Origin of the sequence: Oricola indica (assembly GCF_019966595.1) — a bacterium.
GTDB lineage: Bacteria > Pseudomonadota > Alphaproteobacteria > Rhizobiales > Rhizobiaceae > Oricola > Oricola indica.
Genome location: NZ_JAINFJ010000012.1, coordinates 39226 through 62642, shown reverse-complemented (window position 1 = coordinate 62642; position 23417 = coordinate 39226). Strand labels below are relative to the sequence as shown.

Annotated in this window: 17 protein-coding genes and 2 pseudogenes; 10 read left to right on the top strand and 9 right to left on the bottom strand. The window is 58.1% G+C overall.

Annotated features, from left to right (window positions below; genetic code table 11):
- Position 1: 1 nt before the first annotated feature.
- From LC343_RS21380 to LC343_RS21360, 5 genes are all read left to right on the top strand, one after another.
- A complete protein-coding gene (locus LC343_RS21380) occupies positions 2-1282 on the top strand; it encodes a TRAP transporter large permease (protein WP_223479213.1) in 1281 nt (426 codons plus the stop codon).
- Positions 1283-1310: 28 nt separating this feature from the next.
- Entirely contained in the window at positions 1311-2717 is a 1407-nt protein-coding gene (gene uxaC / locus LC343_RS21375; RefSeq protein WP_223479212.1) for a glucuronate isomerase, read from the top strand.
- Positions 2714-4177 carry a mannitol dehydrogenase family protein gene (locus LC343_RS21370; protein ID WP_223479211.1) on the top strand — a complete coding sequence of 488 codons (1464 nt, stop codon included), beginning with the start codon at positions 2714-2716 and terminating at the stop codon, positions 4175-4177. The genes uxaC and LC343_RS21370 overlap by 4 nt, the downstream gene beginning before the upstream one ends.
- A 184-nt stretch (positions 4178-4361) precedes the next feature.
- Positions 4362-5519 (top strand): polysaccharide pyruvyl transferase family protein, encoded by a 1158-nt coding sequence (locus LC343_RS21365; RefSeq protein WP_223479210.1) that lies wholly within the window; start codon positions 4362-4364, stop codon positions 5517-5519.
- Between the two features lie 336 nt (positions 5520-5855).
- Positions 5856-6485 (top strand): sulfotransferase family 2 domain-containing protein, encoded by a 630-nt coding sequence (locus LC343_RS21360; protein ID WP_223479209.1) that lies wholly within the window; start codon positions 5856-5858, stop codon positions 6483-6485.
- Positions 6486-6567: 82 nt separating this feature from the next.
- Here LC343_RS21360 and gcvA read toward each other — a convergent pair whose 3' ends face one another.
- Complete coding sequence (gene gcvA / locus LC343_RS21355) at positions 6568-7503, bottom strand: transcriptional regulator GcvA (RefSeq protein ID WP_223479208.1); 936 nt, start codon at positions 7501-7503, stop codon at positions 6568-6570.
- A gap of 265 nt (positions 7504-7768) precedes the next feature.
- Between gcvA and LC343_RS21350 the strand changes: the two genes are divergently transcribed.
- The 4 genes from LC343_RS21350 to LC343_RS21335 all read left to right on the top strand — a co-directional run bounded on the left by LC343_RS21350 (position 7769) and on the right by LC343_RS21335 (position 13308).
- Complete coding sequence (locus LC343_RS21350; protein WP_223479207.1) at positions 7769-9010, top strand: acyl-CoA dehydrogenase; 1242 nt, start codon at positions 7769-7771, stop codon at positions 9008-9010.
- Between the two features lie 20 nt (positions 9011-9030).
- Complete coding sequence (locus LC343_RS21345) at positions 9031-10437, top strand: tetratricopeptide repeat protein (RefSeq protein ID WP_223479206.1); 1407 nt, start codon at positions 9031-9033, stop codon at positions 10435-10437.
- 535 nt (positions 10438-10972) lie between these two features.
- The gene (locus LC343_RS21340; protein WP_223479205.1) at positions 10973-12328 is read left to right on the top strand and encodes an acyl-CoA dehydrogenase family protein; all 1356 of its coding nucleotides are present in this window, start codon (positions 10973-10975) and stop codon (positions 12326-12328) included.
- Between the two features lie 71 nt (positions 12329-12399).
- A complete protein-coding gene (locus tag LC343_RS21335; protein WP_223479204.1) occupies positions 12400-13308 on the top strand; it encodes an alpha/beta hydrolase in 909 nt (302 codons plus the stop codon).
- 208 nt (positions 13309-13516) lie between these two features.
- Here the strand turns inward: LC343_RS21335 and LC343_RS21330 are convergent.
- Positions 13517-13645 (bottom strand): annotated as a pseudogene (locus LC343_RS21330) (IS3 family transposase); the annotation flags it as partial.
- A 58-nt stretch (positions 13646-13703) separates the two neighbouring features.
- Here LC343_RS21330 and LC343_RS21325 point away from each other — a divergent pair.
- Positions 13704-14365, top strand: a pseudogene (locus LC343_RS21325) (IS3 family transposase); the annotation flags it as partial.
- Between the two features lie 143 nt (positions 14366-14508).
- On the opposite strand, the gene LC343_RS21320 reads toward LC343_RS21325, so the two are convergent.
- The 7 genes from LC343_RS21320 to LC343_RS21290 form a co-directional block, all read right to left on the bottom strand.
- Positions 14509-15372: a hypothetical protein gene (locus LC343_RS21320; protein WP_223479203.1), complete on the bottom strand. Its 864-nt coding sequence runs from the start codon at positions 15370-15372 to the stop codon at positions 14509-14511.
- An 84-nt stretch (positions 15373-15456) separates the two neighbouring features.
- On the bottom strand, positions 15457-16308 hold the full coding sequence (locus LC343_RS21315; protein ID WP_223479202.1) for a coiled-coil domain-containing protein: 852 nt from the start codon (positions 16306-16308) through the stop codon (positions 15457-15459).
- Position 16309: 1 nt separating this feature from the next.
- The gene (locus tag LC343_RS21310) at positions 16310-17236 is read right to left on the bottom strand and encodes a hypothetical protein (RefSeq protein ID WP_223479201.1); all 927 of its coding nucleotides are present in this window, start codon (positions 17234-17236) and stop codon (positions 16310-16312) included.
- Positions 17237-17250: 14 nt separating this feature from the next.
- Entirely contained in the window at positions 17251-18132 is an 882-nt protein-coding gene (locus LC343_RS21305) for an apolipoprotein A1/A4/E family protein (protein ID WP_223479200.1), read from the bottom strand.
- Positions 18133-18142: 10 nt separating this feature from the next.
- Entirely contained in the window at positions 18143-18955 is an 813-nt protein-coding gene (locus tag LC343_RS21300) for a coiled-coil domain-containing protein (protein WP_223479199.1), read from the bottom strand.
- Between the two features lie 42 nt (positions 18956-18997).
- Complete coding sequence (locus LC343_RS21295) at positions 18998-21211, bottom strand: biotin/lipoyl-containing protein (protein WP_223479198.1); 2214 nt, start codon at positions 21209-21211, stop codon at positions 18998-19000.
- A gap of 23 nt (positions 21212-21234) precedes the next feature.
- Positions 21235-23295 carry a hypothetical protein gene (locus tag LC343_RS21290; protein ID WP_223479197.1) on the bottom strand — a complete coding sequence of 687 codons (2061 nt, stop codon included), beginning with the start codon at positions 23293-23295 and terminating at the stop codon, positions 21235-21237.
- Between the last annotated feature and the right edge of the window lie 122 nt (positions 23296-23417).

Below are 23417 nucleotides of genomic sequence, written 5' to 3'. Positions count from 1 at the left end.
CATGCTGGCGATCGGTCTCGTCTTCATCGTCCTGCTGGTTGTCGGCGCGCCGGTGGCGTTTGCCATCGGTCTGTCCGGTTTCGTGTTCTTCGCCACCTCCGACATCATGCCGATGTCGATCGGCGTTCAGAAGATCGCGACGGTCTCTCAGAGCTTCCCGCTTCTGGCCGTGCCCTTCTTCGTGCTGGCGGGTCACCTGATGAACGAAAGCGGCATCACCGACCGGCTGTTCAGATTCTCCCATATCGCCGTCGCCTGGATGGCCGGCGGTCTGGCGCAGGTCTCGATCATCCTGTCGACGCTGATGGGTGGCGTCTCGGGGTCCGCCGTTGCCGACGCCGCGATGGAAGCCCGCGTCCTAGGCCCGCAAATGATTTCGCAGGGCTATTCCAAAGGCTATTCGGCGGCGGTCATCGCGCTCTCCTCGTTGATCACGGCGACCATCCCGCCCTCCATCGGCCTGATCCTCTACGGCTATGTCGGGCAGGTCTCGATCGGACGGCTGTTTCTCGCCGGTATTGTGCCGGGCATCCTGATGATGCTCTTCCTGATGACGACGGCATGGCTCGTTGCCCGCAAGCGGTCCTATCGCGTCGAGGGCAGCGCCAAGCCGACAGCCGCCGCGCTTGGGACCGCGACCTGGCAGGCGAAATGGGCCTTGCTGTTTCCCGTCCTGTTGATCGTCTCCATTCGCGGCGGCCTGTTCACGCCCTCCGAGGTCGGCGCCTTTGCCGTGGTCTATGCCGTTCTGGTCGGCACGCTCGCGCACCGTGAACTGACACTCGAAAAGATGGGTCGCGCCTTCGGGCACGCCATATCCGATATCGGCCTGATCATGCTGATCATCCTGATGTCCGGAATGATCGGTTTCGCGATCATTTTTCTGCAGGTCCCGCAGTCCATCGCGGGCGCCATGCTGCAGGGCCTGACCAATCCGGTCGCAATCGTCGCGGTTATCCTGGTCAGCCTGTTCGTCGCGGGACTTTTTGTCGAGAGCACGATCCTTGTCCTGCTCCTGACGCCCATTTTCGTCCCCATCGTTCAGAAGGTCGGGGTCGATCCCGTGCATTTCGGCATCCTGATGATGACCATCGTCACGCTCGGTTCGATGACGCCGCCGGTCGGCGTGGCGATGTACACGGTGTGCAGCCTGCTCGATTGCCGCATCGAGGATTACGTCCGCGAGTCGGTCCCGTTCCTGGCCGCGATCCTTGTGCTCGTGCTGACGCTTCTGTTCTTCCCGTCCATCGTGCTCTGGCTTCCCAACCTCGCTTTCGGTTAGGTCATGATCATTCACTATTGGAGACGACATGCCACTGCTTGATCCCGACAGGCTGTTCCCGAACGATCCGGCGACCCGCGCGACCGCGCGGCGCCTTTACGAAGGCATTGCCGACCTGCCAATCGTCAGCCCGCACGGCCATACCGATCCGCGCTGGTTTGCGGAGAACGAACCCTTTCCCGATCCCGCCCAGCTTTTCGTCACGCCGGACCACTACGTGTTTCGCATGCTGTGCTCGCAGGGCATCGACCTCGCCGATCTCGGTGTGGCCCGTGCCGACGGCGGACCGGTGGAGACCGACGGTCGCACGATCTGGCGCCTCTTTGCCGGCCACTATCACCTGTTCAGGGGCACGCCGACGCGGCTGTGGCTCGATCACTCCTTCGAAACCCTGTTCGGCATGACCGAGCGCCTTTCAGCGGAGACCGCCGATGCCTATTACGATGCGATTTCGGAGCGCCTGACATCGGACGAATTCCGCCCGCGCGCGCTGTTCGAACGGTTCCGCATAGAGGCGCTGTCGACCACCGAAGGCGCGCTCGACGACCTCGAATGGCACCGAAAGATCGCCGAATCCGGCTGGTCCGGCCGCGTCATCACCACCTATCGGCCGGATACGGTGATCGACCCCGAGGCAGACGGTTTCGCCGCCAATATCGAAAAGTTCGGCGAATTGACCGGATGCGATACGACGACATGGGCCGGCTATCTGGAAGCTCACCGGGTCCGCCGCGCCTTCTTTAAGGAGCATGGCGCGACGGCAAGCGACCATGGCCACCCTACGGCACGCACCGAGGATTTGCCGAAGGCCGAGGCGGCGGCCCTCTTCGCCCGCGCGCTCGGGGGCGATCTCTCGGCGGACGAGGCGGATGCGTTCCGCGGTCACATGCTGACCGAAATGGCGCGTATGAGCTTGGACGACGGGCTCGTCATGCAGATCCATGCCGGCTCCTGGCGCAATCACTCGCCGGGCGTGCTGGCGAAATTCGGCCGCGACAAGGGGTTCGACATTCCGGTACGCACCGATTTCGTCGGCGCGCTCAAGCCGCTGCTCGACGCCGTTGGCCTGCGCCCTGACCTGACGATCATCCTCTTTACGCTTGACGAGACGGTCTTCGCGCGCGAACTGGCGCCGCTTGCCGGCGTGTACCCGGCGCTTAAACTCGGCCCACCCTGGTGGTTCTACGACAGCGCCGAAGGCATGATGCGGTTCCGCCAGATCGTCACCGAGACCGCCGGCATCTACAACACGGTCGGCTTCAACGACGACACGCGCGCCTTCTGTTCCATCCCCGCCCGCCACGATGTCGCGCGGCGTATCGACTGCGCCTGGCTCGCCAATCTCGTCGGAGACGGCCGGCTCGACATGGACGAGGCGGAAATCATGGCACACGAGATGACCTCAACCCTCGCGAAGGAGGCGTATCGTCTGTGAGCGGGAAACCGGATGATCTGCCGCGCCTGAACCGACCGGGCGACGCGCCGCAGCTGGGAATCGGTATCGTCCATCTTGGCCTCGGCGCATTCTTCCGCGCCCATGGCGCGATTTACCTCGAAGAGGCGATGGCGAAGTCCGGGGGCGATTGGGGCGTTGTCGGCGTCAGCCTGCGCCATGCGGATCTGCGCGACCGCCTCATACCGCAGGACTGCGCTTACACCGCGTGCGAACTGGGCCCCGAAGGCGAAACGCTTCACGTCGGCACCGCCGTGCAATCGGTCCTCGTCGCGCCGGAGGATCCCGAAGCGGTTCTCGACGCCATGGCGCGGCCGCAAACGCACATCGTATCGCTCACGGTGACCGAGAAGGGTTATTGTCACGCGCCATCGACGGGCCGGCTCGATTTCGCTCATCCCGATATTGTCGCGGACCTCGCGGATCCGGCGAAGCCGGTATCCGCCATCGGTTTCCTGTGCCGCGCGCTCGACCGCCGGCGAAGGGCGGGGCTGCGCCCCTTCACGGTGATGACCTGCGACAACCTTCCGGAAAACGGGGCTATGCTGCGCGGCCTCGTTCTGGAACTCGCCGGGCGCATCGATGCAGATCTGGCCGGCTGGATCGAGGCCGAATGCAGCTTTCCGTGCACGATGGTGGACCGCATCGTGCCCGCCACCACCGATGCCGACATCGCTCGCCTTGCCCAACAGACCGGGGTCTACGACGCCGCGCCCGTTTTCCATGAACCGTTTCGCCAATGGGTGATCGAGGATCGCTTCGTCGATGGAGCGAGACCCGATCTCGGCGCGGTCGGTGTCGAACTGACGGACGATGTCCGGCCTTACGAGCACATGAAACTGCGGTGCCTCAACGGCACCCACTCGGCGCTTGCCTATCTTGGCTACCTCGCAGGCGCGGAAACCGTCTCCGATGCGGTGGCGCGACCGGCGCTGGCCGGCTTCATCCGCCATCTCTGGGCAAACGAGATCATTCCCGTCCTGACGCCGCCGCCGGGCGTCGATCTGCATGCCTACACAGACAAGCTGATGGAGCGCTATGCCAATCCCGGCATTCGCCATCGGACCTGGCAGATCGCCATGGACGGCTCGCTGAAACTGCCGCAGCGCCTGCTGGGCTCGATCGCCGAAAACCTTGCCGCGGGGCGCGTGCCGAAGGGGCTGCTCCTCGTCGTCGCCGCCTGGATGCGCTACACCTCGGGGACCTGCGAGGACGGCCAGCCGATCGACGTGCGCGACCCAATGGCCGACCGCCTGCGCTCTATCTGGGACCGTAGCGGAAGCCTTGAAGACACCGTCTCCGGCTATCTCGACATCGAAGAGGTCTTCCTGCCGTCGCTTGCGCGCGATCCTGCCATGCAAAGCGGCCTGGCCGAGGCCCTCGCCGACCTGATGGAGAACGGCGCCGAAACGGCCGCCGGCCGGTTCTCTGGAACGCCGTGACCGCTTCCGACAATCGCATCGTTCATAGGGCCACGCGTCCATCGACTGTGGATGGAGTGCTTGCCGATTTGGCAGAGGCCGGTCTGACGTAACGTCAGGTGCGGCTGATCACAGGGAAACGTACCAAACACCTTGATTCTGTCGTCAACTTTGCGAAAAGCACCTTTTCAAGCCGGTTCTGACAATGAAAATCGCCATCATTTCTCTTTATTCGGCGCTTTACCGCGGGGGAAATTATGGCACCCTTTTCCAGAATTACGCACTTCAGGCTTATCTGAAAAACATTGGTCACGAACCCTTTTGGGTGAGAACCAAAAGCCTGAGCGACATTCGATACATTAAGAGCATCTATAATCTCTACCTCTACGCGCTCGACTCGACCATCGCGCTTGCAAAGGGCGCCCACAAGACGCGCAAGCCCTCAGGAGACAGTGCTCGCCCCTACGAAACCTTCTTCGAGAGGCACGTCGATCACACGGCGCGAGTTTATACGCGCAACGATCTCCTGAACGATCCTCCGGCGGCAGACATCTATATTGCGGGAAGCGACCAGATCTGGACGAAAATGGTGCCGCACTTCTTTCTGGACTTCGTTCCAACGTCGTCGAGACGCATTGCCTATGCAGCCAGCGCGAGGTGGGACGGACTGACAGATGAATGGCTGTTGGCGGCACGCGAAAAACTCGCTCGCTTCGATCAGGTTTCGGTGCGAGAGGCCGCGGGTGTCGATGTTTGCCGGAGGGCGGGACGGGAGGACACCACCCTCGTACTCGATCCGGTCTTCCTCATGGAAAAGACCCATTACATCGATCTTGTGCGGGATGAAGGCGACGACACGCCGTATGATAGCCCTTTCCTGATGGCTTATTTCGTTAGCCTGGAGAACCCAAAGGAACTGCCGGTCGCATTTCTGGAGCGATTTTCGGCGCGACAAGGATGGGATCTTCAAGCGGATTTCATCTCGAATGCCGCGCAGCACATGCCGCGAAACCGGCTGATGAATCCCACGCCCACACAATGGCTGAACGCGATCGACAAATCGAAATTCGTTCTCACGAACTCCTTTCATGGCATGGCATTCGCCATTCTGATGGAAAGGCCATTCGCTGTACTGCTCAAGGACGGGAAAAGAGTTGGTAAAAACGAACGCATCACCAACATGCTCCGCTTCCTTGGGCTCGAGGACAGGGCGATCGGGATGGACCTTTTTTATTCCGGCGATTTCGATGCCTTGGCGGACCGCCTAATGGCCGGAACCGACTGGGACGAAGTCAGACCGAAGCTGCAGAAATGGCGCGATATCTCGCGAGATTTCCTTATCAGCGCGACAGAAGCACGCTGATCACCGAAAGGGAGCCGGGCCGAAGCTCGCCTTGGCTTAATAGTGAGGTCCGTCAGCATGTCGCGACGAAAACTCTGCCGGACATCTGTACCGTTGCGGCTTTGGAATTCGGGCGATATCGATCCCGGATGGCGACGAATGCGCTCTCGTCGCCGTACTGCTACGCCACCCGGCTTCTCCATCGCGGTTTCGGATTTCAGCGCAGAGTCGGGCAAGTGACAGAAATGCGGTTTGGCTGTTCGCCATACGCCGCATGCGAAAGCCAGTCGGTGACCAGTCGCCCGGTGGCGGCGGCTTGCGGGTCTCGCCTGGATCAAACAGAAGGTAATTGGAGCCTTGCCCTATTATCCCGAACTCAATCTCATTTTTATCCATATTCCCAAACCGGCGGGTGGAGCGATCGAGGAACTGCTGCGGCCTTACAGGGCGCCCGGTAACAAGACACCGCTACGCCGGCTGCTGCGCCATTTTCCGGTGCGACAGGATCCGATGCGTGCCTATATTCCCGGTCACTCCACGGCGGCCTGGCACAGGCGGACGCTCGGAGCCGATGTTTACGGCAATGCGACGAGTTTCGCCGTTGTCCGAAATCCATACGAACGGCTTGTCTCGGAGTATGAATATGTTCGTCAGAACCCGAAGCATCATCGCCACGAGAAAGCGCAGCGCCTGGATTTCAACAGCTATTTGCGCAGCAACACCAAACGGATGTCCCAGATGGGCTTCATAGAGGCACCGGACGGAAGCGGCATCATGGTCGATCGGATCATCCGCTTCGAAGCGTTGCATGACGATCTGAACGGTCTCCTGTCCGAGGTTGGTGCAAATGTCGCGCTGCCCACGGGCGGGCGGCTTAACAGTTCCGAAAAGAAGCCCCTGGATCATTATCTGACGGAGGAAAACGTCCAGGTAATAAACCGTGCCTGCGCCTCTGACTTCCACAGCCTCGGATATTCGATGCTCTAGCAGATCTGACAGGCTCCGGAGAGCTTGATCGGGGTGCGGAGTGTCAGATACATGTTCGCACAGTCGCCGGCGGTGCGGGCTTTCAGGTCCCTCCGGGCGCCAACTCATCCGCAATCTCCCGCGCCCGTTCCTCGAGAAGCCATGCGCGGAAGGCTTTTATCTTATTGAATTTCTGAAGGCGCTCGGCGCTGTAGACCATGTTGAATCCGCTTGTCGACTTGCGGACATGGTCGAACGGCTTGATCAGGCGGCCGGTCGCAAGATCATTGGCGACGAAGGTTCGAATGGCGATGGCGATACCCGCGCCGGAAATCGCCGCATTGTAGGCCAGGGTAAGGCTTTCGAAGGTCGGGCCCCTGTCCGACGCCACGTTCTCCACTCCCGCGGATTCCAGCCACCTGCTCCAGTCATGAGGCCGGAGCGCGGCGTGGATCAGGACATGATTCTTCAGGTCCTCGGGCGTGTCCAATGCCGCCTTTTCGGTGGTCCTGGGCGCGCAGACTGGAAACGATTCCACATCGAGCAGCCGCTCGCTCACATAGCCCTGTTCTTCTTCCGGTTCGCTGTTCCGGTCGATGCGGATTACGACGTCGAATGCGTCCATGGTGACGGACTCCGGCATCAGCGTCGTTTTCAGGTCGATTTGGATGTCGGGATGGGTGGAATGAAAATTCGCCCAGCGCGGAAGCAACCAGTGTACCGCGACGGTCGGATGGCAGCATACGCTGAGAACATTGGCCTGGTTGCCGAGGACGAGGCGGTCCGTCGCCAGGCTGATCGTATCCAGTGCCTGTGTGATGCTGGCGGCATAAGTCTCGCCGTCTTCCGTCAGTTTCACCGTGCGGTGGGAACGCGTGAACAATTCGACATCGAGGTGTTCCTCAAGGCTTTTGACCAGGCGGCTCACCGCACCGGGCGTCACGTGGAGCTCGCTTGCGGCTTTCAGGAAACTGCCGTGACGGGCAGCGGCCTCGAAAGTCCGAATGGCGTTGAGTGGCGGTAGGCGGCGGCCGCGCATGATGATCCGTCTCCGTTGCCTGTAAGAGCAGTCGCGACCGGGTTCCGTACCTACCCGCTTCGCGGTTTATACTGATAAAAACTCAATCAAGCATCGACAAAAGTCGTTTGACGTCAAGCGCAACGAAACCGGACAATCGCCGATTGTTGCTTTGGCCGGCAGTCACCTGCCGCATGGTCGGCACTGCAAATCACAAGGTCGCCCGAGGAGGCCCGCCGGGTTTGGTCCGGCGCTTGCGGTTGCCGGAATGGAGGAAGATAGGAGCATGCACGAGAAACAGACGATCGAGCCCAACAGCGCGAAAGACGCAGATGGCAATTTGGGGAAGAGCACATACGGGCCTTTTCAGTGGGACGATCCGTTTCTCCTGTCACGCCAGCTCTCCGAGGAAGAACGGCTGATCCAGGACGCCGCCCGCCGGTTTGCCCGTGAACGCCTGCTGCCGATGGTGGTCGAGGCCAACCGGCACGAGACGTTCGACCGCAGTGTCTTTCGCGAGCTTGGCGAGCTGGGCTTCCTCGGTCCGACATTGCAGGGTTACGGCTGCGCCGGCGTGAACCATGTCTGCTACGGCTTGATCGGCCGCGAGACCGAATGGGCCGACAGCGCATTTCGCTCGGCGGTGTCGGTTCAGTCCAGTCTCGTGATGTTTCCGATCTACGAATATGGCTCGGAATCTCAGCGCGAGGCGTTTCTTCCGAAGCTCGCCAGTGGCGAGTGGGTCGGCTGTTTCGGATTGACGGAACCCGACCACGGTTCCGATCCCGGTTCGATGCGCACCCGCGCGGTTCGCGATGGCGACGACTACGTCTTGAGTGGAGCGAAGAACTGGATCACCAACGCGCCGATCGCCGATGTGTTCATCATCTGGGCCAAGGACGAGGACGACGTCATTCGCGGCTTCATTCTCGACCGCGGCATGACGGGCCTCACGACGTCGACGATCTCCGGCAAGTTCTCCCTGCGCGCTTCCCTGACAGGGATGATCGCGCTCGATAATGTGAGGGTGCCCTCTGACCGCATGCTCGCCGGTGTACGCGGCCTTCGCGGCCCCTTCGGCTGCCTGAACAAGGCTCGCTATGGCATCTCATGGGGTGCGATGGGCGCCGCGGAGGCTTGCTTGCATTACGCGCGTGATTATGTGGTGGGCCGGAAGCAATTCGGTCGACCCCTTGCCGCCAATCAGCTTGTGCAGAAGAAGCTCGCCGACATGCAGACCGAAATCTCGCTGGGGCTGCAGGCGACGTTGCGGGTCGGGCGCATGATGGATTCCGGCGAAGCCGCGCCGGAGGCCATTTCAATCGTCAAGCGCAACAATTGCGGCAAGGCGCTGGATATCGCCCGGGTGGCGCGGGACATGCTCGGCGCGAATGGAATTTCGGACGAGTATCATGTCATACGGCACATGATGAATCTGGAATCCGTAAACACCTATGAAGGGACACACGACATGCATGCACTCATCCTCGGCAGGGCCATAACCGGCATGCAGGCGTTTGCCAACTGAGCACCAGCGGGAAGAGAAACATGATCAAGGCGCAAAACAATCACGGTTTGCTGTTCACCTGTGCCGATCCGGATGCCGCTGGCGGCTTTGACAGGACGGTGCTGGCGTATCTCGCGTTTGACAACAAGACCGGTGGCCATCTGAAGGACCTCCTGAAGTCCGATCCAGAAATGCCCATGGCGCACTGCCTGCGCGGCTATTTCATGATGCTGATGGGCGCGCGCGCGCTTGTTCCACGGGCGCTGCAGGAAGCGCGGACAGGCCTGGAGCGGAAGGCCGATCTCGAAGAACGCGAGGTCATGCATCTGAATGCACTGCTCGCCTGGGCAAACGGCTCACTCGACCGCGCGACATCGATCTGGGACGAGATCGCGCGGATGTATCCGCGCGACATGCTCGCGCTTAAGATGGCGCATTTCGGGTATTTCTACACCGGTCGCTCGACGATGATCCGCGACGGCGTGGCCAGAGCGCTGGACTTCTGGAGCCCGGCCGACCCGGAATATTCGTTCCTGGGCAGCATGTACGCCTTCGGACTGGAGGAAAGCGGCGAGTACGACAAGGCAGAGCGTGTCGTGCGCGATGCGCTCGACCGGAATCCGAACGACCCGTGGGGCATTCACGCCATGGCGCATGTCTTCGAGGCCACCGACCGGTTCGGCGAGGGCGTACGCGCCATCACCGAGATGGAGGGTAACTGGAAGCCCGCGAACAATTTTCGCTACCATGTCGCCTGGCACCGGGCCCTGTTCCACTATGAAAACAATGACGCGGAAGCGGCATTGGCCGCTTTCGATGCCGATGTTTTCAACGAGGCGGCGACCGAGGATCTGGATGTCTGCAATGATGCGTCGCTGCTCTTGAGGATAGAACTCGGAGGCGTCGATGTCGGTGATCGCTGGCAGAAGATTGGCGCCAAGGCCGCAAAGCGCGAGGAGGAGCTGATGCTGCCCTTCGTCGATGTCCATTTCGTGCTTGCCCTGGCCAGCAGCGAGGATCCGGACCATCGCGCACGCGCGCGATCGCTGGCGGATGCCATGAACAAATACGGGGCGTCGAGCCCGGACGACAACGCGGCCACCTACCGCGACGTTGGCGGGGCGCTGGCGCAGGCCATCGTCAGCTACCGGGAAAATAAATATGCCGATACGTGGAGCGTTATGAGCGAGATCCTGGACAGGATCCAGGCGATTGGCGGCAGCCACGCGCAACGGGATCTGTTCCGGGAGATTGCCGGCGATGCCTTGTGGAATGCGGAGCCCGGCGGCGCGGATGCGATCGCCTTCTACGGAACCCGCTCGCGGATGCGCAAAGGCGACCAGCGCAACTGGGACCGGTATTTGTCGGCACTGGAGCGCGGTGGCCACGACAGCGCGCTGCGCTCCGCGCGCACCCGGTTTCAGGCCGCCGCCGGCGGATCCCACTGACGGCGAACGCACGCTGTTTCTGATAGTATTGGCTTACGGTCCTGTGCTGCCCGGCGACAATCGCGGTGCCGATTTCGCCGAGCGCTCATCGTTGTGAAACGAGCTTCGCATGAGTGGCTGCAAGGGGGATCCGAATCGAGGTGGGCGCTTTGTTCGTGTGAGCAAAACTCAATCGAGAGCGCCGAAAAATCAGTTGCAAGCAGGGCTTGGGGCGCGATACTTTCGGACAGTCAATACAAGAGCCGAAAAACGCATGATGATTTTGATCGAGAGTCATGAAGTTATGTATTGTAAAATAAAATATTTGCGAGACCAAATTCCGAAGCGGAAGCACTAAGAATAAATGGATATTTAAATATATCGGTCGACCTCAGGTCGGCATTCAACACTTTCAAACAAGAACCGAAAACACAACGCAACGGGTCACTTGGCGTGTGGTGCGTGAGGAAAACCATGTCGACGGAATTCGTGATGGCGCTGCTGTCATCCGATCGAAAGACGACGCATTGCCTGAGGCTTGAGGAGGAGTTCGATCATGAACATGCTTGAACGCATGCATAATCCGGGCGCGAGCGGAACGGGAGGCTACAAGCTTCTCGAGCCGCGCCAGAAATACAATCTTGCATTCTGCACCGAAGACGAGATCGCGATTGCCGAGCATTTCCGCGAATTCGTCGACGCAGAGCTGATGCCCCACCGTCACGATATCGAGGGTGGCTGGCATCGCGATCCAAAGCTTGCCAAGGCGACGATCCACCGGCTTTACGCCAAGCTGCACGATTTCGGCGTGACCAAGGCGATCCTGCCGGAAAAGCATGGCGGGCCGGGTCTCTCCCCGGTTGTGCGCCAGATGATCAACGAGGAACTCTCGCGCGCCGACATCGGGCTCGCCACCAAGGTGGGCAAGCTGCACTGGGCGATTTCGGTCATGGTTGCGGCAGGCCGCGATGACCTGCTTGAGGAATTTGCACCGAAGATCACCGGTCCTGATGCATGGACCGCTTGTTTCGCCATCACGGAGCCGGCAGGCGGGGCGAATGTCGAGGATCCGGCGCTGGCCTACAAGACGATGAACACCAACGCTCGCGAGGACGGCGACCATTACGTGATTAACGGCCACAAGCTGTGGCCGGGTCCGGCGGGGCCGGCCGAGAATTTCCAGTCCGAGCACCTCAAGGGCCATATGGGATACTGGGTCTGCGCCATCACCAAATCCGGCGGCGGCGAGGACAATGTGGGCATTTTCCACGTACCCGCCGATGCCGAGGGGCTGGAGTTCTCGCAGCCCTACGAGAAGATGGGCTTCTGCTTTTCTGAGGCGAATACAGACATCTGGTTCCGCGATGTCCGTATCCCCAAACGCTACCGGATCGACACCGAGCCGGGGCAGGGCTCCAAGCTCATCAAGGGTTATGTGATCGGGCTTGGCCGGCTCGCGGGCGCCGCGCGGTTGACGGGCCTGTCCGAAGCTGTACTCGAGACCTGCATGGACTGGACGCAGAACCGCATCATCGCCGGCAAGCCGATGCGCGAACGCTCGCTTTTTGCCGCCACGCTGGCGGAGATGTGGCGCTCGATAGAGATGAGCCGCCAGTATTACCTCTCCGTCACCGCGCAGGTCACCCGTCCCGAAATGTATGGCATGCCCTGGGAAGCGCAGATGAAGGCCAAGTTCTCGGCCGCGCGCTCCTTTGCCGGGGACACGGCGATGATGGTGACCAACCGGGCCATGCAGTTGATGGGTTCCGCTGGCTATGCGTATGAGAGCCACATCGAGAAATACATGCGCGACTACAAGATCGTGCAGATGTGGCTTGGCGGCGCTGAGCGCGACCGTATGGACATGGCGCAGGGTCTCTTTGGACCCTTCACATGGGCGGGTGACAACTAGACCGGTTCCGAGGCGCGGCCTCGGTAATATTTCCATTCATTTCCAATGGCTTGACCAGGAGGAGGCATTCAATGGCTAGCAAGGAAAGCGTCGTACTCGGCGAACAATACAAGAAGTGGGTTTCGGCGATGGCCGACAACCCGGATATGACGCTCGAGGAAACGCGGGCGATGTTCGAACACTGGGGCGATGTGACGGGAGAGCCCGGTGGCATCGACTATATCGAGGTCGTCGCGAATGGCGTGCCCTGCATGTGGGCAAAGCCGAAGGGCGGTGACGAGAGCCGCGCGCTGCTTTGCACGCATGGCGGCGGTTATATGGTCGGCTCCATGTATTCGCATCGGAAAATGTTCGGCCACATTGCGAAGGCGGTCGGATGCCCGGCGCTGATCGTGGATTACACCCGCTCGCCCGAAAGCCTGCACCCGCGTCAGGTGAACGACTGCACGGACGCCTATGCCTGGCTGCTGGATCAGGGGTTGAAGCCCGAGCACATCGCCTTCACGGGCGACAGTGCGGGTGGCGCGCTGGCCATCACCACATTGCTTTGCGCCCGCGATCGGGGGCTGCCGCTGCCCGTCGCCTCGATGCCCATTTCGCCCTGGACCGACATGGAAATCACGGGTGGAACCGTGACGACCAATGAGGAAAAGGATCACTTCGTAAAGCGTGCCGTGATCGAGCACATGTCGGCCACCTTCCTCGGCGAGAACGGCGACCGCAAGGATCCGCTGGCGACGCCGCTTTATGCGGATCTCTCGGGTCTGCCGCCCTTCTATGTCCAGGTGGGCGGAGACGAGACGCTGCTCGATGACAGCCGCAACTTCGTGGCCAAGGTCGAAGCTGCGGGCGGCGAGATCAAGTTTGACGTCTACCCGGAAATGCAGCACGTCTTCCATTTCCTCGCCGGAACAGCGCCCGAAGCGGACAAGGCGATCGCCGATCAGGCGGCCTGGATCAAGCCGAAACTCGGCCTTTAAGCTGAACCGGAAATGCGCGGGAATATCGTCGCCTCGTAGGTGACGTTCCTCAAGTGACTTGGACGGCCAGAGGCTCACCGCTTCTGGCCGTCCTTTGGCTTTCATGGGCCACAGCGACGTGATCGGAGTGCGGAGTGTCTGATACCGCCATACTGCTTGCGTCCCGTTGCCCGGCAGGCAATTGCACAGCAAATGCCGAGAGGGGGCGGTAATAGGTCTGTTCCATAATGCGCACTTCCCGGATCGCATCAATCCGGGCCATTCCTTGCCCCACGAGTACGTCAACCTGCCGTAGCTTCGTGACAATCTCTTCCGGCTTGTGTCGCTTGTTCGCCATCGTTGGTCCTCCGTTTTCCTAAACATAAGGGTGGATCAATTCAGTTGGGTAGGCTCAGAAGGACATGGGCCTCGAAGGCGTCATTCGTGGCAAAAGGACCAGGATCACGCTTCCCGACAAGGCCCAGCCATGTCCGTTGGACAAAGTGAATTGCCAGTTCCGCGTGCCGGCGCCGGACATGCTTTGCCCTAACGGCGGTGCAAGCGTCGCCTATCGGGTAACAGGTGAGTGATTTCACCTATGTCGCGACTTGGCAGGGCTTCGTCTACGTCGCCTTTGTCATCGACGCCTTCGCGCCGCATTGTCGGATGGCGAGTGAGCCGCACGGCCTACGCCGGGTTCGTCCTGGATGCCCTGGAACAGGCCGTTCATCAACGACGGCCGGGAGCGGGATTGGTGCATCACTGGGATCGCGGATCGCAATACCTATCGATCAAATACACCGAGCGACCGGTCGAGGCCGGCATCGAACCGTCGGTCGGCAGCGTCGGCGACGGTTATAACAACGCGCTCGCCGAGACGATCAACGGTCTATTCAAGGCAGAGGTCATTCATCGCCGTGGGTCATGGCGCAGCTTCGACGTCGTGGAATATGCCGCACTCGCATGGGTCGACTGGTTCAACAACCGCCGTCTGCTGGAACCCATCGGAAACGTGCCGCCAGCAGAGACCGAAGCAAACTTGTATGCGGCTATGGAAACGTCAGGAATAGCCGCGTAGCTTATATCGACCAGCTTCCGGCAAACCCGGGGCGGTTCATAAAGGATTTGACCAAAATGAAACTGGCCGCCCGGCGACGGGGAAGGCGAAATTTCGTCTCGCTTTCGCATTCAAATTGATTGAATCTGTCTACACGGCTTAGTCTAATTTCCGCAGATCGCATCGATCTGGTTCTTCACCGTGTTGATCTCAGAGATCTTCTCTGCCTTCGATTTTGCATGCATTTTCTCGATCGCCTTTGCGAAGATCTCTACCTCCTGTTGGGCGACCTCCTTGATCGGCTGAGTCTGCCAATAGTCGATCGCTACATTCACGCTCGTCTCGCCAAGACCAGTAAGAAAGGCGCCAACGGGGCCGAAGTATTTCCCGAGGATGCTGAGCGTAATACTGGTGGCTTGGTCAGCGAGTATGTCGTCGGGGGGATTCCCCGTCGCGATGGAAGCAGCGATATCGGCCTTGAGGTTGTTGCTCGCGTTGATCGTTTCCTCGAAAACTTTCAGTTGCGCTTTCGAATAGCCATCGGTGATGGATTTGGGTAGCTTGGAGACGTCCATCCCGCCCACAGTTTCGAAGAAGAGCCATTTGCCAACCGTAAAAGCAATGCGCTTTTTCTGGTCCGCATCGGCAGCTGCGTAGGCCGATTCGGCGTCCTTACGATGTTGCTCGAACATTCTGATCGTCGCTTGAATTCGGTTTTCCACCTCATTGTCGTAGTCCGCGAAAGCGGCGTCAAACATGTCGAAGAGCGGGCCATCGCGGTACTCAAAGGCTTCCGTGCAGTTGGAGAAGATCCCGTGTCCTGTGATTACAACTTGGGCGTGGGCGGGAACTGCGGTCGTGACTAGCAGCAGGGCGGATACGTAGAAAAGTAATGTGGTCATCATACTTGCTCTGTAATGTTTAGTTATATGTTTCGAGCATCCCTTCCTATTTGCTGGTGCCTGCATCTTTCTTCCGCTGATACGTAAAAACTCCTGTATTATCAAGAAATGTTTCTTCGGTTTCATCTTCCGTACTCCCTTAATTACTGTTTCTCATTTCACTCCGCGATTTTCCCCGAATGAGTACGGGACCGGTATACGGTGTTGTGTTTACACGACAGCATTCAGCGTTTCTGTCACTACTTCTAGTGACTTCGTGCCGGCCCGCATACCAATCCCCGATGTATCCATTGCTTGCTGGGCAAGCGTTTGTATGCGTTTGAATCTCGAGACCGTAGCGCTAAGGTCAGCTATCAAATCTACTGAGCGGTTATACAGACCGGTCAAGCGGGATGTGGTTTCTTCGATCGTACGCCGCAGCGCATCAAGCATCGCTTGCTGCACTTGTTCCGCGTGGTCAGCAAGCGCCTTATCGTTTGTCTCAATGGCTTCCTTTTTGCTCGCAAGCACTTCCTTCAAACGTTCGCCCGTTTCATCCATGATCTGGCTGACAACTTCGGCAAGAGCGCGATAGCTCTTCTCAAGAGTGCTTGCGGCTTCGCTCAGGTTTTCTTCGATCTCTCCGATTGTTTCGCGCAACTGTTCCGTCATGCGCGTCTCGAATCTGTCTCGACGCGTAGCGAGTTCGGCACCGAATTCTTCGACATTAGCCTTGATCTGATCCGAATCGACTTCGAAGTCAGGCACAAGCCGTTCGGTCGATCCGGCAATTGAGTCGAGTTTTGAGCGGAAGTCATCGGCCCAATCGGCAATACGACCGGCTATTGCCGAAGTGATATCGTCCGCTGCATTGATATCGGCTGAAAGGTTCCGTAGCCTTTCGATCGCCGCAGTCAGCTGACCGCCTACCTCATTCGAGAACTCAATGAGGTTCTGCGCCGAAGCCTTGAGCTCGTCGCGAGACTCGACGAATTCCTTGTTTACGTCATCTACGGCCGCGCGCTGGGCACGAATTGCTTCCAGCGTTTCTTCCAACTGGGATTTTGCATCGTTGAACGACATATTAGATACTTATCCCCACCGTACCCGCTAGGCTTCGCAAATGTTCCAGCGCAGAGAAAACCGGTTCGGTGACCGCTTCGAGTGCCTCCATCGCCGTTTCCATCTGCTCGCGCTGGGCCTTGTTTTCCTCACCACCTTCAATGAGTTCAGCGAGATGTAAGCGCACGACCTCTATGACTTCTTCGGCCAGCGCTTTGATTCTATTATGTAAAACTTGCACGAATTCTTCGTCGATGACTTCGGTTGCGTTGATGAGAACAGCTTCTGTCATCCTTTCACGGAGTTCGAGCAACTGCTCATCAAGCGCATCGGCCAGAGTTTCAAGAGGTTCTGCGGCCTCGCTTTGGAGAAAGGCCACCATATCGGACAACCGTTCCGCGACTTCTTCCTTCACCGCGCTCAGGAGTTCGTCGGCTTCTTCAATGACTCCGGTGGCGGTTGTCGAAACATCATCAATGACCGTCTCGGCTTCAGAGGTTGCGGCTTCTATTACTTCACTGGCCTCGGAAAATGCCTCTGTGCGTTCAGTTGACAACTGATCGATGGTGGCCCGCATGTCATCCGCATGCTCGTTTAGGTCGTCTAATCGGGTAACTAGCGCCTGCAAGCCATCATTAGCATCGACCAGTACTTCACGAACTGAATCTGCGAGCGGAGCATATTCCGCCTTCCATGCGGTCTGCACTTTGTCGATGCTGGCGTTGATCTGCTCTAGTGCCACCTCGAACGCTGCCTGTCCCTCCTCGTATATGGTCTCCAAGTCCGCGTGTAATTGTTCGATCGCAGCATCATCCGGAAGCCCGTCGAGATGACCGTTCAATTCCAAGATCGTATTGCGTAGACCCTCCAACTCGACAGCAACCTGCTCGGCGAGGTTCCCGAGTTCGGCCTCTTCTTCGACGGTTAAAATGGCAGCGTTCAACATCATCGTAGCCAAATTCCTCAGATTCCCATGCGCATGACGTTGAGGGCATTCTGAACCACCGGAGCTACGGCATTCGCAGCCATGAGTTGCGGCAGATAAGGCTGCAGCGCCGTCGTGATTTGTACGTTAAGCTGAGTCGTCGTCACGCTGGCCATGGCCTCGGTCTTAAGCCGATCCTCCAGCATTTTTAGAACCTCACCCTCCAGCGACTTGATCTCCTGTTTTGCCGTGCTGTCAGCATGATCGACGAGGTCGCGCACTGAAGTTTCCATATGCTCGCGCAGAGAATCGACGATGGAGTCCACGGCATCCCTGTTGACTGAAAGCGCAGTCTCAAGCCGCTCGCGAATGCCCGAAAGGATGGAGGCGACTACTCCCTCCAACTCGTCGCTGACCATCTCCTGAACGTCATTGACTATTGATTCAATCGCGCTATGGCATCGCTCGTCGAGGCCCCTCATTTCGTCGAACAATACGGTTGCGAATTGATCGAACGCGGCCTCTGTTCTTTCGCCGGCGGCGGTGAGCGAATCGTCGAGAGACTCGAGGCCGGACTCAAGAACTTCAATGAACGCTTCGGAAGCCTCCTCCACGGATTCCAATTGTTCTTGCGCTGTATCAATAGCACCTTCCAGAGCCGTGATCGTTTCATTTAGCGCTACAACCTGGTCGCTCACGCCGTCACTGAAAGCAAAGGGCCGCTCTGCGGCATCCTCCGCAAACGCTTCGATCGCGACGAATGCGCCATGCGCAAAACGCTGATTTGCGTCGTTTAGGAGTTGGGCTGCATCCGCATAGCGATCGACGCGCTGAATAAGCGATTGTTTCACGGACACCACCGAATCTCGAAGGTCGGTTTCGGCATACTGTATGCGCGCGATCTGATCTTTCAACGCCATGACGATTCCCTTAGGTCAGCGCCGAGATTTCATCTAGAACCGGCATTAAAGGTTCGACAATGTCGACCACGTCTTCGAAAACGCTATTTATATCCTCAAGTGCTGCCGTGGCTTCGCCGAACATTGCTTCCATCGTGTCATTCACGTTGTCGAGGCTCTTCAAGACTTCACCGCCCGCCTCGTCGATACTCAATTCGATCTCGTCTCCGATCCGATCGCTGATGGAGTTGACAACTTCTGCCGTTCCATCGGTCGACGTGCTTTCGTAAGCATCGAATAACTCTTCAAGCTTCTCGGAAACGTCATCCATTTTTTGCACAAGCGCCGTTCCAGCTTCGTCCAACGCGGCTGCGATCTCGTTGGCGCGCTCGCGGACCTCTACGGAAGCTGCCAGAAGCGCTTCGCTGCGTTCGGTCAGCAATTCCTCGATCGCCTGGAAACCTGCCTCTGACCGGTTGTCGACAGTCTCGATGGCTTCGTCAAAGCGGTCGGGCGCTTCACGTGCCTTCTCGATTATTTTGCGATACTCCTCATCCAAAACCTCATTCGAATATGCCGTCAGTGTGTTGAGTAAGTCCGACATCTCGCCAAATTCACTATCCGACCCCCCTCCCTCATCAGCACTTTCGTGGTTCAGGATACTGTCGATACCGCCGACTAGGGACTGAACCGAATCCAATTTGGAACGCAGCGTATTGTGGCAAGCGTTTGCGGCTGCGGTCAGGTCACGAATCCTCTTGATCCCGTCGCGAGCGCTCTCCAACAGCGTATCACCCGTGTCGCTGATCAGATCCGCAGTAGGAATTGTGATGTTCTCGGGCATTCGTAACACTATCCTTGCCTGGCACCGAGCTCGGACGCGAATTCAGCGTTGAGCGCCTTGGCCACTGGCGGTGTCGTCAGATAAAACGGACCACGGTTTGTCGGCACTACCGTTGAGGCGGCTCTTAGTCCTGGCGAAACGTTCATGGCGCGCATCGACGAACACCTCGAAGGCACCAAAAGCCGCGGGCCGTATGATCGTGCTGTCCGGGCCACCTATCCGTTCGAGACTTTTCGCGGGAAAAGGCCGGCCATCAATCAAACCGGCAACGAGAGCCTTTTCGGTCCGGTCGATCCTAACTTCTACTTCTACCGTACGGTCGACATGATGCTCTTCAAGATCGAAGTCGAGCTCGCATACCAGCGGCTCGGAACCGCTACGGCGGCCCAATGTTATCCTACAGCCCAGGTTAAGTGACCTGTTGCCGGCAATCATGCGACGCGTCAGTGCAAGGTTCTCCGTCGCTTCAGTGTCGGGAGCGTTCACAGGTGCGGCGACTTTCGAACTGATGTTGCCATCGATCACGCAGAGTAACGCACCGGACTGAACGATCTCTTTGGCTGGATTATTGATACTCTCGATCCTACCGCCTGCAGGAGCCGACACATTTAACTTCGTGTCGTCCGTTTCAATTTCCACAAGCGGCTCTTCCGCGGCGACCGTGTCGCCGACATCCTTGAACCACTTTGTCACCGTAGCCCAAGGCGCCTCTTCTGTCAGCTCGGGGACTTTGACTTCGTATGTTAGGTTTGCACCCGGTTCGTCTCCTTCATAGAATTCGATCAATACGCTACTCCAGAGAGCTGCCGACTTTGGCAGTGAAAATGGCGCCTTCGGATTGCCCAATGGGTCGGCCTTCAACGCCAGGACGGCAGCCTCTCCGATGGTCGCAGTCTCGTGGTTCCGAATTGCAAAATCTGGCTGCACCTCGGGGAGCCATAGCATCATCCGAACGGCCTTGTTGATCACCGGCCCCAGGATGGGATGAGCAGCCAACGAGCCGGTGAGTCGATATCCGACCACATCCATGACATTAACGCCCGTGCTTTCATCATCCCATCGATCGAACACCTTCATGAAGCCTTTGAAATGATCTGGCTCGATCCCTGGACTCTGTTCCAGCCCCTTCCCAATGGCAGCTTCGTCAACCTCGTCATCGCCGTAGATTTTTCGTAGAAGTTGAAGCGCCAGATGAAAAGCCAGATCATCTTCGACGAGGTGGTAGTTCGCGATGTCCGACGTGAAAGCACCGTCGCGGAATAATCCGACGGTTTCGCATTTCACGCCGGGTTCCTGCCACCTGGGATGTGGACCATCTTTATCACCGTAGCCTTCTTCATTCCCCTCAATGAAGCCGTTTCCCGGGCCGGCCGCGAATCCAACGCCGCCTAGGAAACGCTCCAGATAGGTGGCTTTGTACTCGTCGCTTAGTTCTCCGAATCCGGTCTCATCGGTGGCACTCAGATTAACTTTCAGCCATTCCGCGAATGCGAATGGTACCCAAAGCGAGGGCCGGGATAGGACCGCGTCTTTGCCTTGTCGTGCTCTCGAAATCGGTGTCAAAAGCAATCCGTCGTTCTGCACCTCGACAATGACGAAACTCTTTCTCTCCTCCCCCAACCTTTCTCGGACGTCGATGTCGGTTCGCAGTATATCGCCCCCTAGGAGGTGGGCCGTCCAGGCGCAAGACACGCTACGGAAACCTGCGCACAGCCCCGCATCTTCAAAGTCGGTTAGAACCGGGCTGGAATCCATCATAAAGGAGACGCACTGCGAGAGCGCGTCGTGACACCCGCGTATCCTCGGTTTTCGTTTTTCCTCTTCTGCTATCGTTAGGCACGCCGCAATGCCGGGAACTGCCACTGCTAGATCAAGGTCGGGACCTACACCGAACCGCCCTGCCTCTTTGCCGATTGCATCGAATAGGACCGAAAGATAAGGCAATCCCGTATGCGGATCACGGATATCATCCGCGTCGGCATGGCTATCGGGTGATCTCAGCCCCTCAGCGAGACCGAGCGGTTTCGGAACTTCGCGGATATTGGGATTATCGGACAGCGCATCGAATTCGCGTGCTAGATTACCAAACCCGAAACCTGGGCTTTTCTTCTCCAGTATATATGTCCCGTCGGCATGGAGCATTTTCAATCCGAGTCCGAACACTGTCCGCCTGGTGGGCACTTCCTGCGTGCTGCTGCCCCCACGGTCACAAGCGGCCATGCAAAAAAGATCATCCACACTGATCCCGAGTTTCATCACCGAATGCTCCGACGCTGTGCTTACGCGGATTTCAGGTCCGCGAGGGCCTTGAGATTATTGAGATATTTGCCAAGTTTCTCTTCCGATTTTTCGATCGATGCCGCGATTCGAGCAAGTTCCGTTCGCTGCGTTTGAAGCTCTTGGTCGACTTCGCGGATACTATGGCGTCGCTTTGTCCATTCCGCCCTCGTTTCCTGCGCTTTAATATCCACATCCGCGCGGATCCTCCGAAGCACGTCCGTCAAGCTGCTCTTAAGTTTTGACTGGAACGCCGAGTGATATTCCTTGCGAATTGCCTCAAGTGCGCTCTCGTGAGCTAACGAAATCTTCTTTTTCGCATCGACTAAAAACTTCGTAGAATCTTGACTGCGCTGATTGTTCGCGTCCATGTAAACGAACACAAGAAACGCCACGATCAACGCGGCTATGATCCAGATTAGTGCCTGAGTTGTTAGGTCCAAGCCATCCATACCAGCGCCAACCGCTGATCGAAACGAACCGAGTCCAAGCATCATAGTCAGGGCGAAGATCCCTGCAAAAGGCGCAAGAAGCCGGCTCGGCACACGCGCCGTCGCGGCCAATGCCTGCAGCATGGTTGGTCGTTTAATCGTTGTTCCGAAGTATCGCTCTTTGCTGACCGCCTCTTTCGACTCGTTCAGATGCCGGCGCGTAATCTCCTCGAACTGGCCGACTGAAACCGGATTGACGATCCGCTCCACCGCGTTTCTATCTAATTCTTGACCTAACGATGCGTTCAGCCGCCGTTCGATGAGGCGAGGATACAGAAACTTATCCCATAGGGATTGAAAGCGCGCCTCAAGGTCATTGCCGAAACTTTTGAGGCTGTCGATGTCCTGCTCCAAGAAGATATATTTCAGCTGGCTGTCGACAATGCTGAGCGATTTTTTCTTCGTGTCGCCGTCGATCTCTCCTTCTTCGATGTGAGCCGGTCCAAGGTTGGAAATCTTTCTGCCGGCCCTAATTTTAAGGGCCTTGAAGCGTTGATCGAATCGAATATTTAGCGCCGATTGATAGAGAGACATTTCAGCTTCCAAATCGGCCTGTATATCCTTGATCGTCGCCGTCAGATTGTCTGGCTCTTTCTCTGCTATATCCATGTCGCGTCTGGCCAAGAAGCTCTGCCATGTCTCGGTCGCCTTCAACTCACTCATCAATCGTGTACGCCAATGCCGCAACAGCAGCAGGGATGTGCGAACGCATCCGGCGGCTGCAAACCAGGCCTTATTAGCCAGCTTCTTGTTCTGCAGAGGCTTCTCGAGGACGTGGATCTTCGCGTCGTCCAGCCAACGGCCAATTTTTTGCGCGGTGCGTTCAACGTTCCTGTCGGCTTCAATCTCGACAAACGCAACACCGCGAAGAAGGGTCAGCAACTCCCTCTGGGCAACGGGATAGACGCCGTAGTCGAGGTCGCTGTCGCCGCTCAGGTGTATCTTGACGGCCGCAGGTCGCAGCCGTCCCGGAATTTCAAAATCCCCCAAAGGAGTCGAGGTAACGCTTCCTGTATTGGTCAGATTGAACGAAAGCCGCTCACCGTCGGAGTGAATGTCGATGATTTCAGCTTGCACTGAGACCTTGCCGCGATTGCCTCCAACTGGCAAATCCTCCAGAAGCTTGAAATCGGCCTCGAAGGTATTCTCATCCTCATCGGGGTAAAACCGCCTCCGATAGTCATCGATCTGGTCGAGAATTCTCTCCGGTTCGGCAACCGCTCTCAGTTCGTATCCCTTAGCAGCCACTGCTAAGGCCTCATCGGCGGCCTTCTCCGGATCCGGCTTTTTAACGGCTTCGCCTGCTCCAGACGCCTCGTCCCCCGTCGGCAATCCGCCCGCACGCTGCAGGGCCTTGTCGTAATCCGCCTCCAAGTCGTTCCTTATTCTGTCGTACTGGGAATCCCCAACCTCATTCTTTATAAGGGCCGCCTCTTTACCCTCGCTGAGTTTCGACAACTTCGCCTTCAGGTCTTCGATGTGTTCATTGATGTCATGGTCTTTGACGCGCTTAGCGTCTTCCACGAGACCTAATGACAAGAGGGTCGAAACTATTGATTGTTTCTTGAACATCTGGCAACAATTGACAATGAAGTAAGAGATCGTCCCCGATCCCAAGTCTCCTTGCCTCTCCCACGGGCTGCATACGCTATAGAATACTCCCTTTGCTCAACATAATAGTCAAGCGGAATCCG

Coding starts and splice junctions, on each gene's coding strand:
- LC343_RS21380 (WP_223479213.1), top strand. CDS start 2: ATGCTGGCGATCGGTCTCGTCTTCATCGTCCTGCTGGTTGTCGGCGCG.
- uxaC (WP_223479212.1), top strand. CDS start 1,311: ATGCCACTGCTTGATCCCGACAGGCTGTTCCCGAACGATCCGGCGACC.
- LC343_RS21365 (WP_223479210.1), top strand. CDS start 4,362: ATGAAAATCGCCATCATTTCTCTTTATTCGGCGCTTTACCGCGGGGGA.
- gcvA (WP_223479208.1), bottom strand. CDS start 7,503: ATGCGCGGCCGCCGCCTACCGCCACTCAACGCCATTCGGACTTTCGAG.
- LC343_RS21350 (WP_223479207.1), top strand. CDS start 7,769: ATGCACGAGAAACAGACGATCGAGCCCAACAGCGCGAAAGACGCAGAT.
- LC343_RS21345 (WP_223479206.1), top strand. CDS start 9,031: ATGATCAAGGCGCAAAACAATCACGGTTTGCTGTTCACCTGTGCCGAT.
- LC343_RS21340 (WP_223479205.1), top strand. CDS start 10,973: ATGAACATGCTTGAACGCATGCATAATCCGGGCGCGAGCGGAACGGGA.
- LC343_RS21335 (WP_223479204.1), top strand. CDS start 12,400: ATGGCTAGCAAGGAAAGCGTCGTACTCGGCGAACAATACAAGAAGTGG.
- LC343_RS21320 (WP_223479203.1), bottom strand. CDS start 15,372: ATGAAACCGAAGAAACATTTCTTGATAATACAGGAGTTTTTACGTATC.
- LC343_RS21315 (WP_223479202.1), bottom strand. CDS start 16,308: ATGTCGTTCAACGATGCAAAATCCCAGTTGGAAGAAACGCTGGAAGCA.
- LC343_RS21310 (WP_223479201.1), bottom strand. CDS start 17,236: ATGATGTTGAACGCTGCCATTTTAACCGTCGAAGAAGAGGCCGAACTC.
- LC343_RS21305 (WP_223479200.1), bottom strand. CDS start 18,132: ATGGCGTTGAAAGATCAGATCGCGCGCATACAGTATGCCGAAACCGAC.
- LC343_RS21300 (WP_223479199.1), bottom strand. CDS start 18,955: ATGCCCGAGAACATCACAATTCCTACTGCGGATCTGATCAGCGACACG.
- LC343_RS21295 (WP_223479198.1), bottom strand. CDS start 21,211: ATGAAACTCGGGATCAGTGTGGATGATCTTTTTTGCATGGCCGCTTGT.
- LC343_RS21290 (WP_223479197.1), bottom strand. CDS start 23,295: ATGTTCAAGAAACAATCAATAGTTTCGACCCTCTTGTCATTAGGTCTC.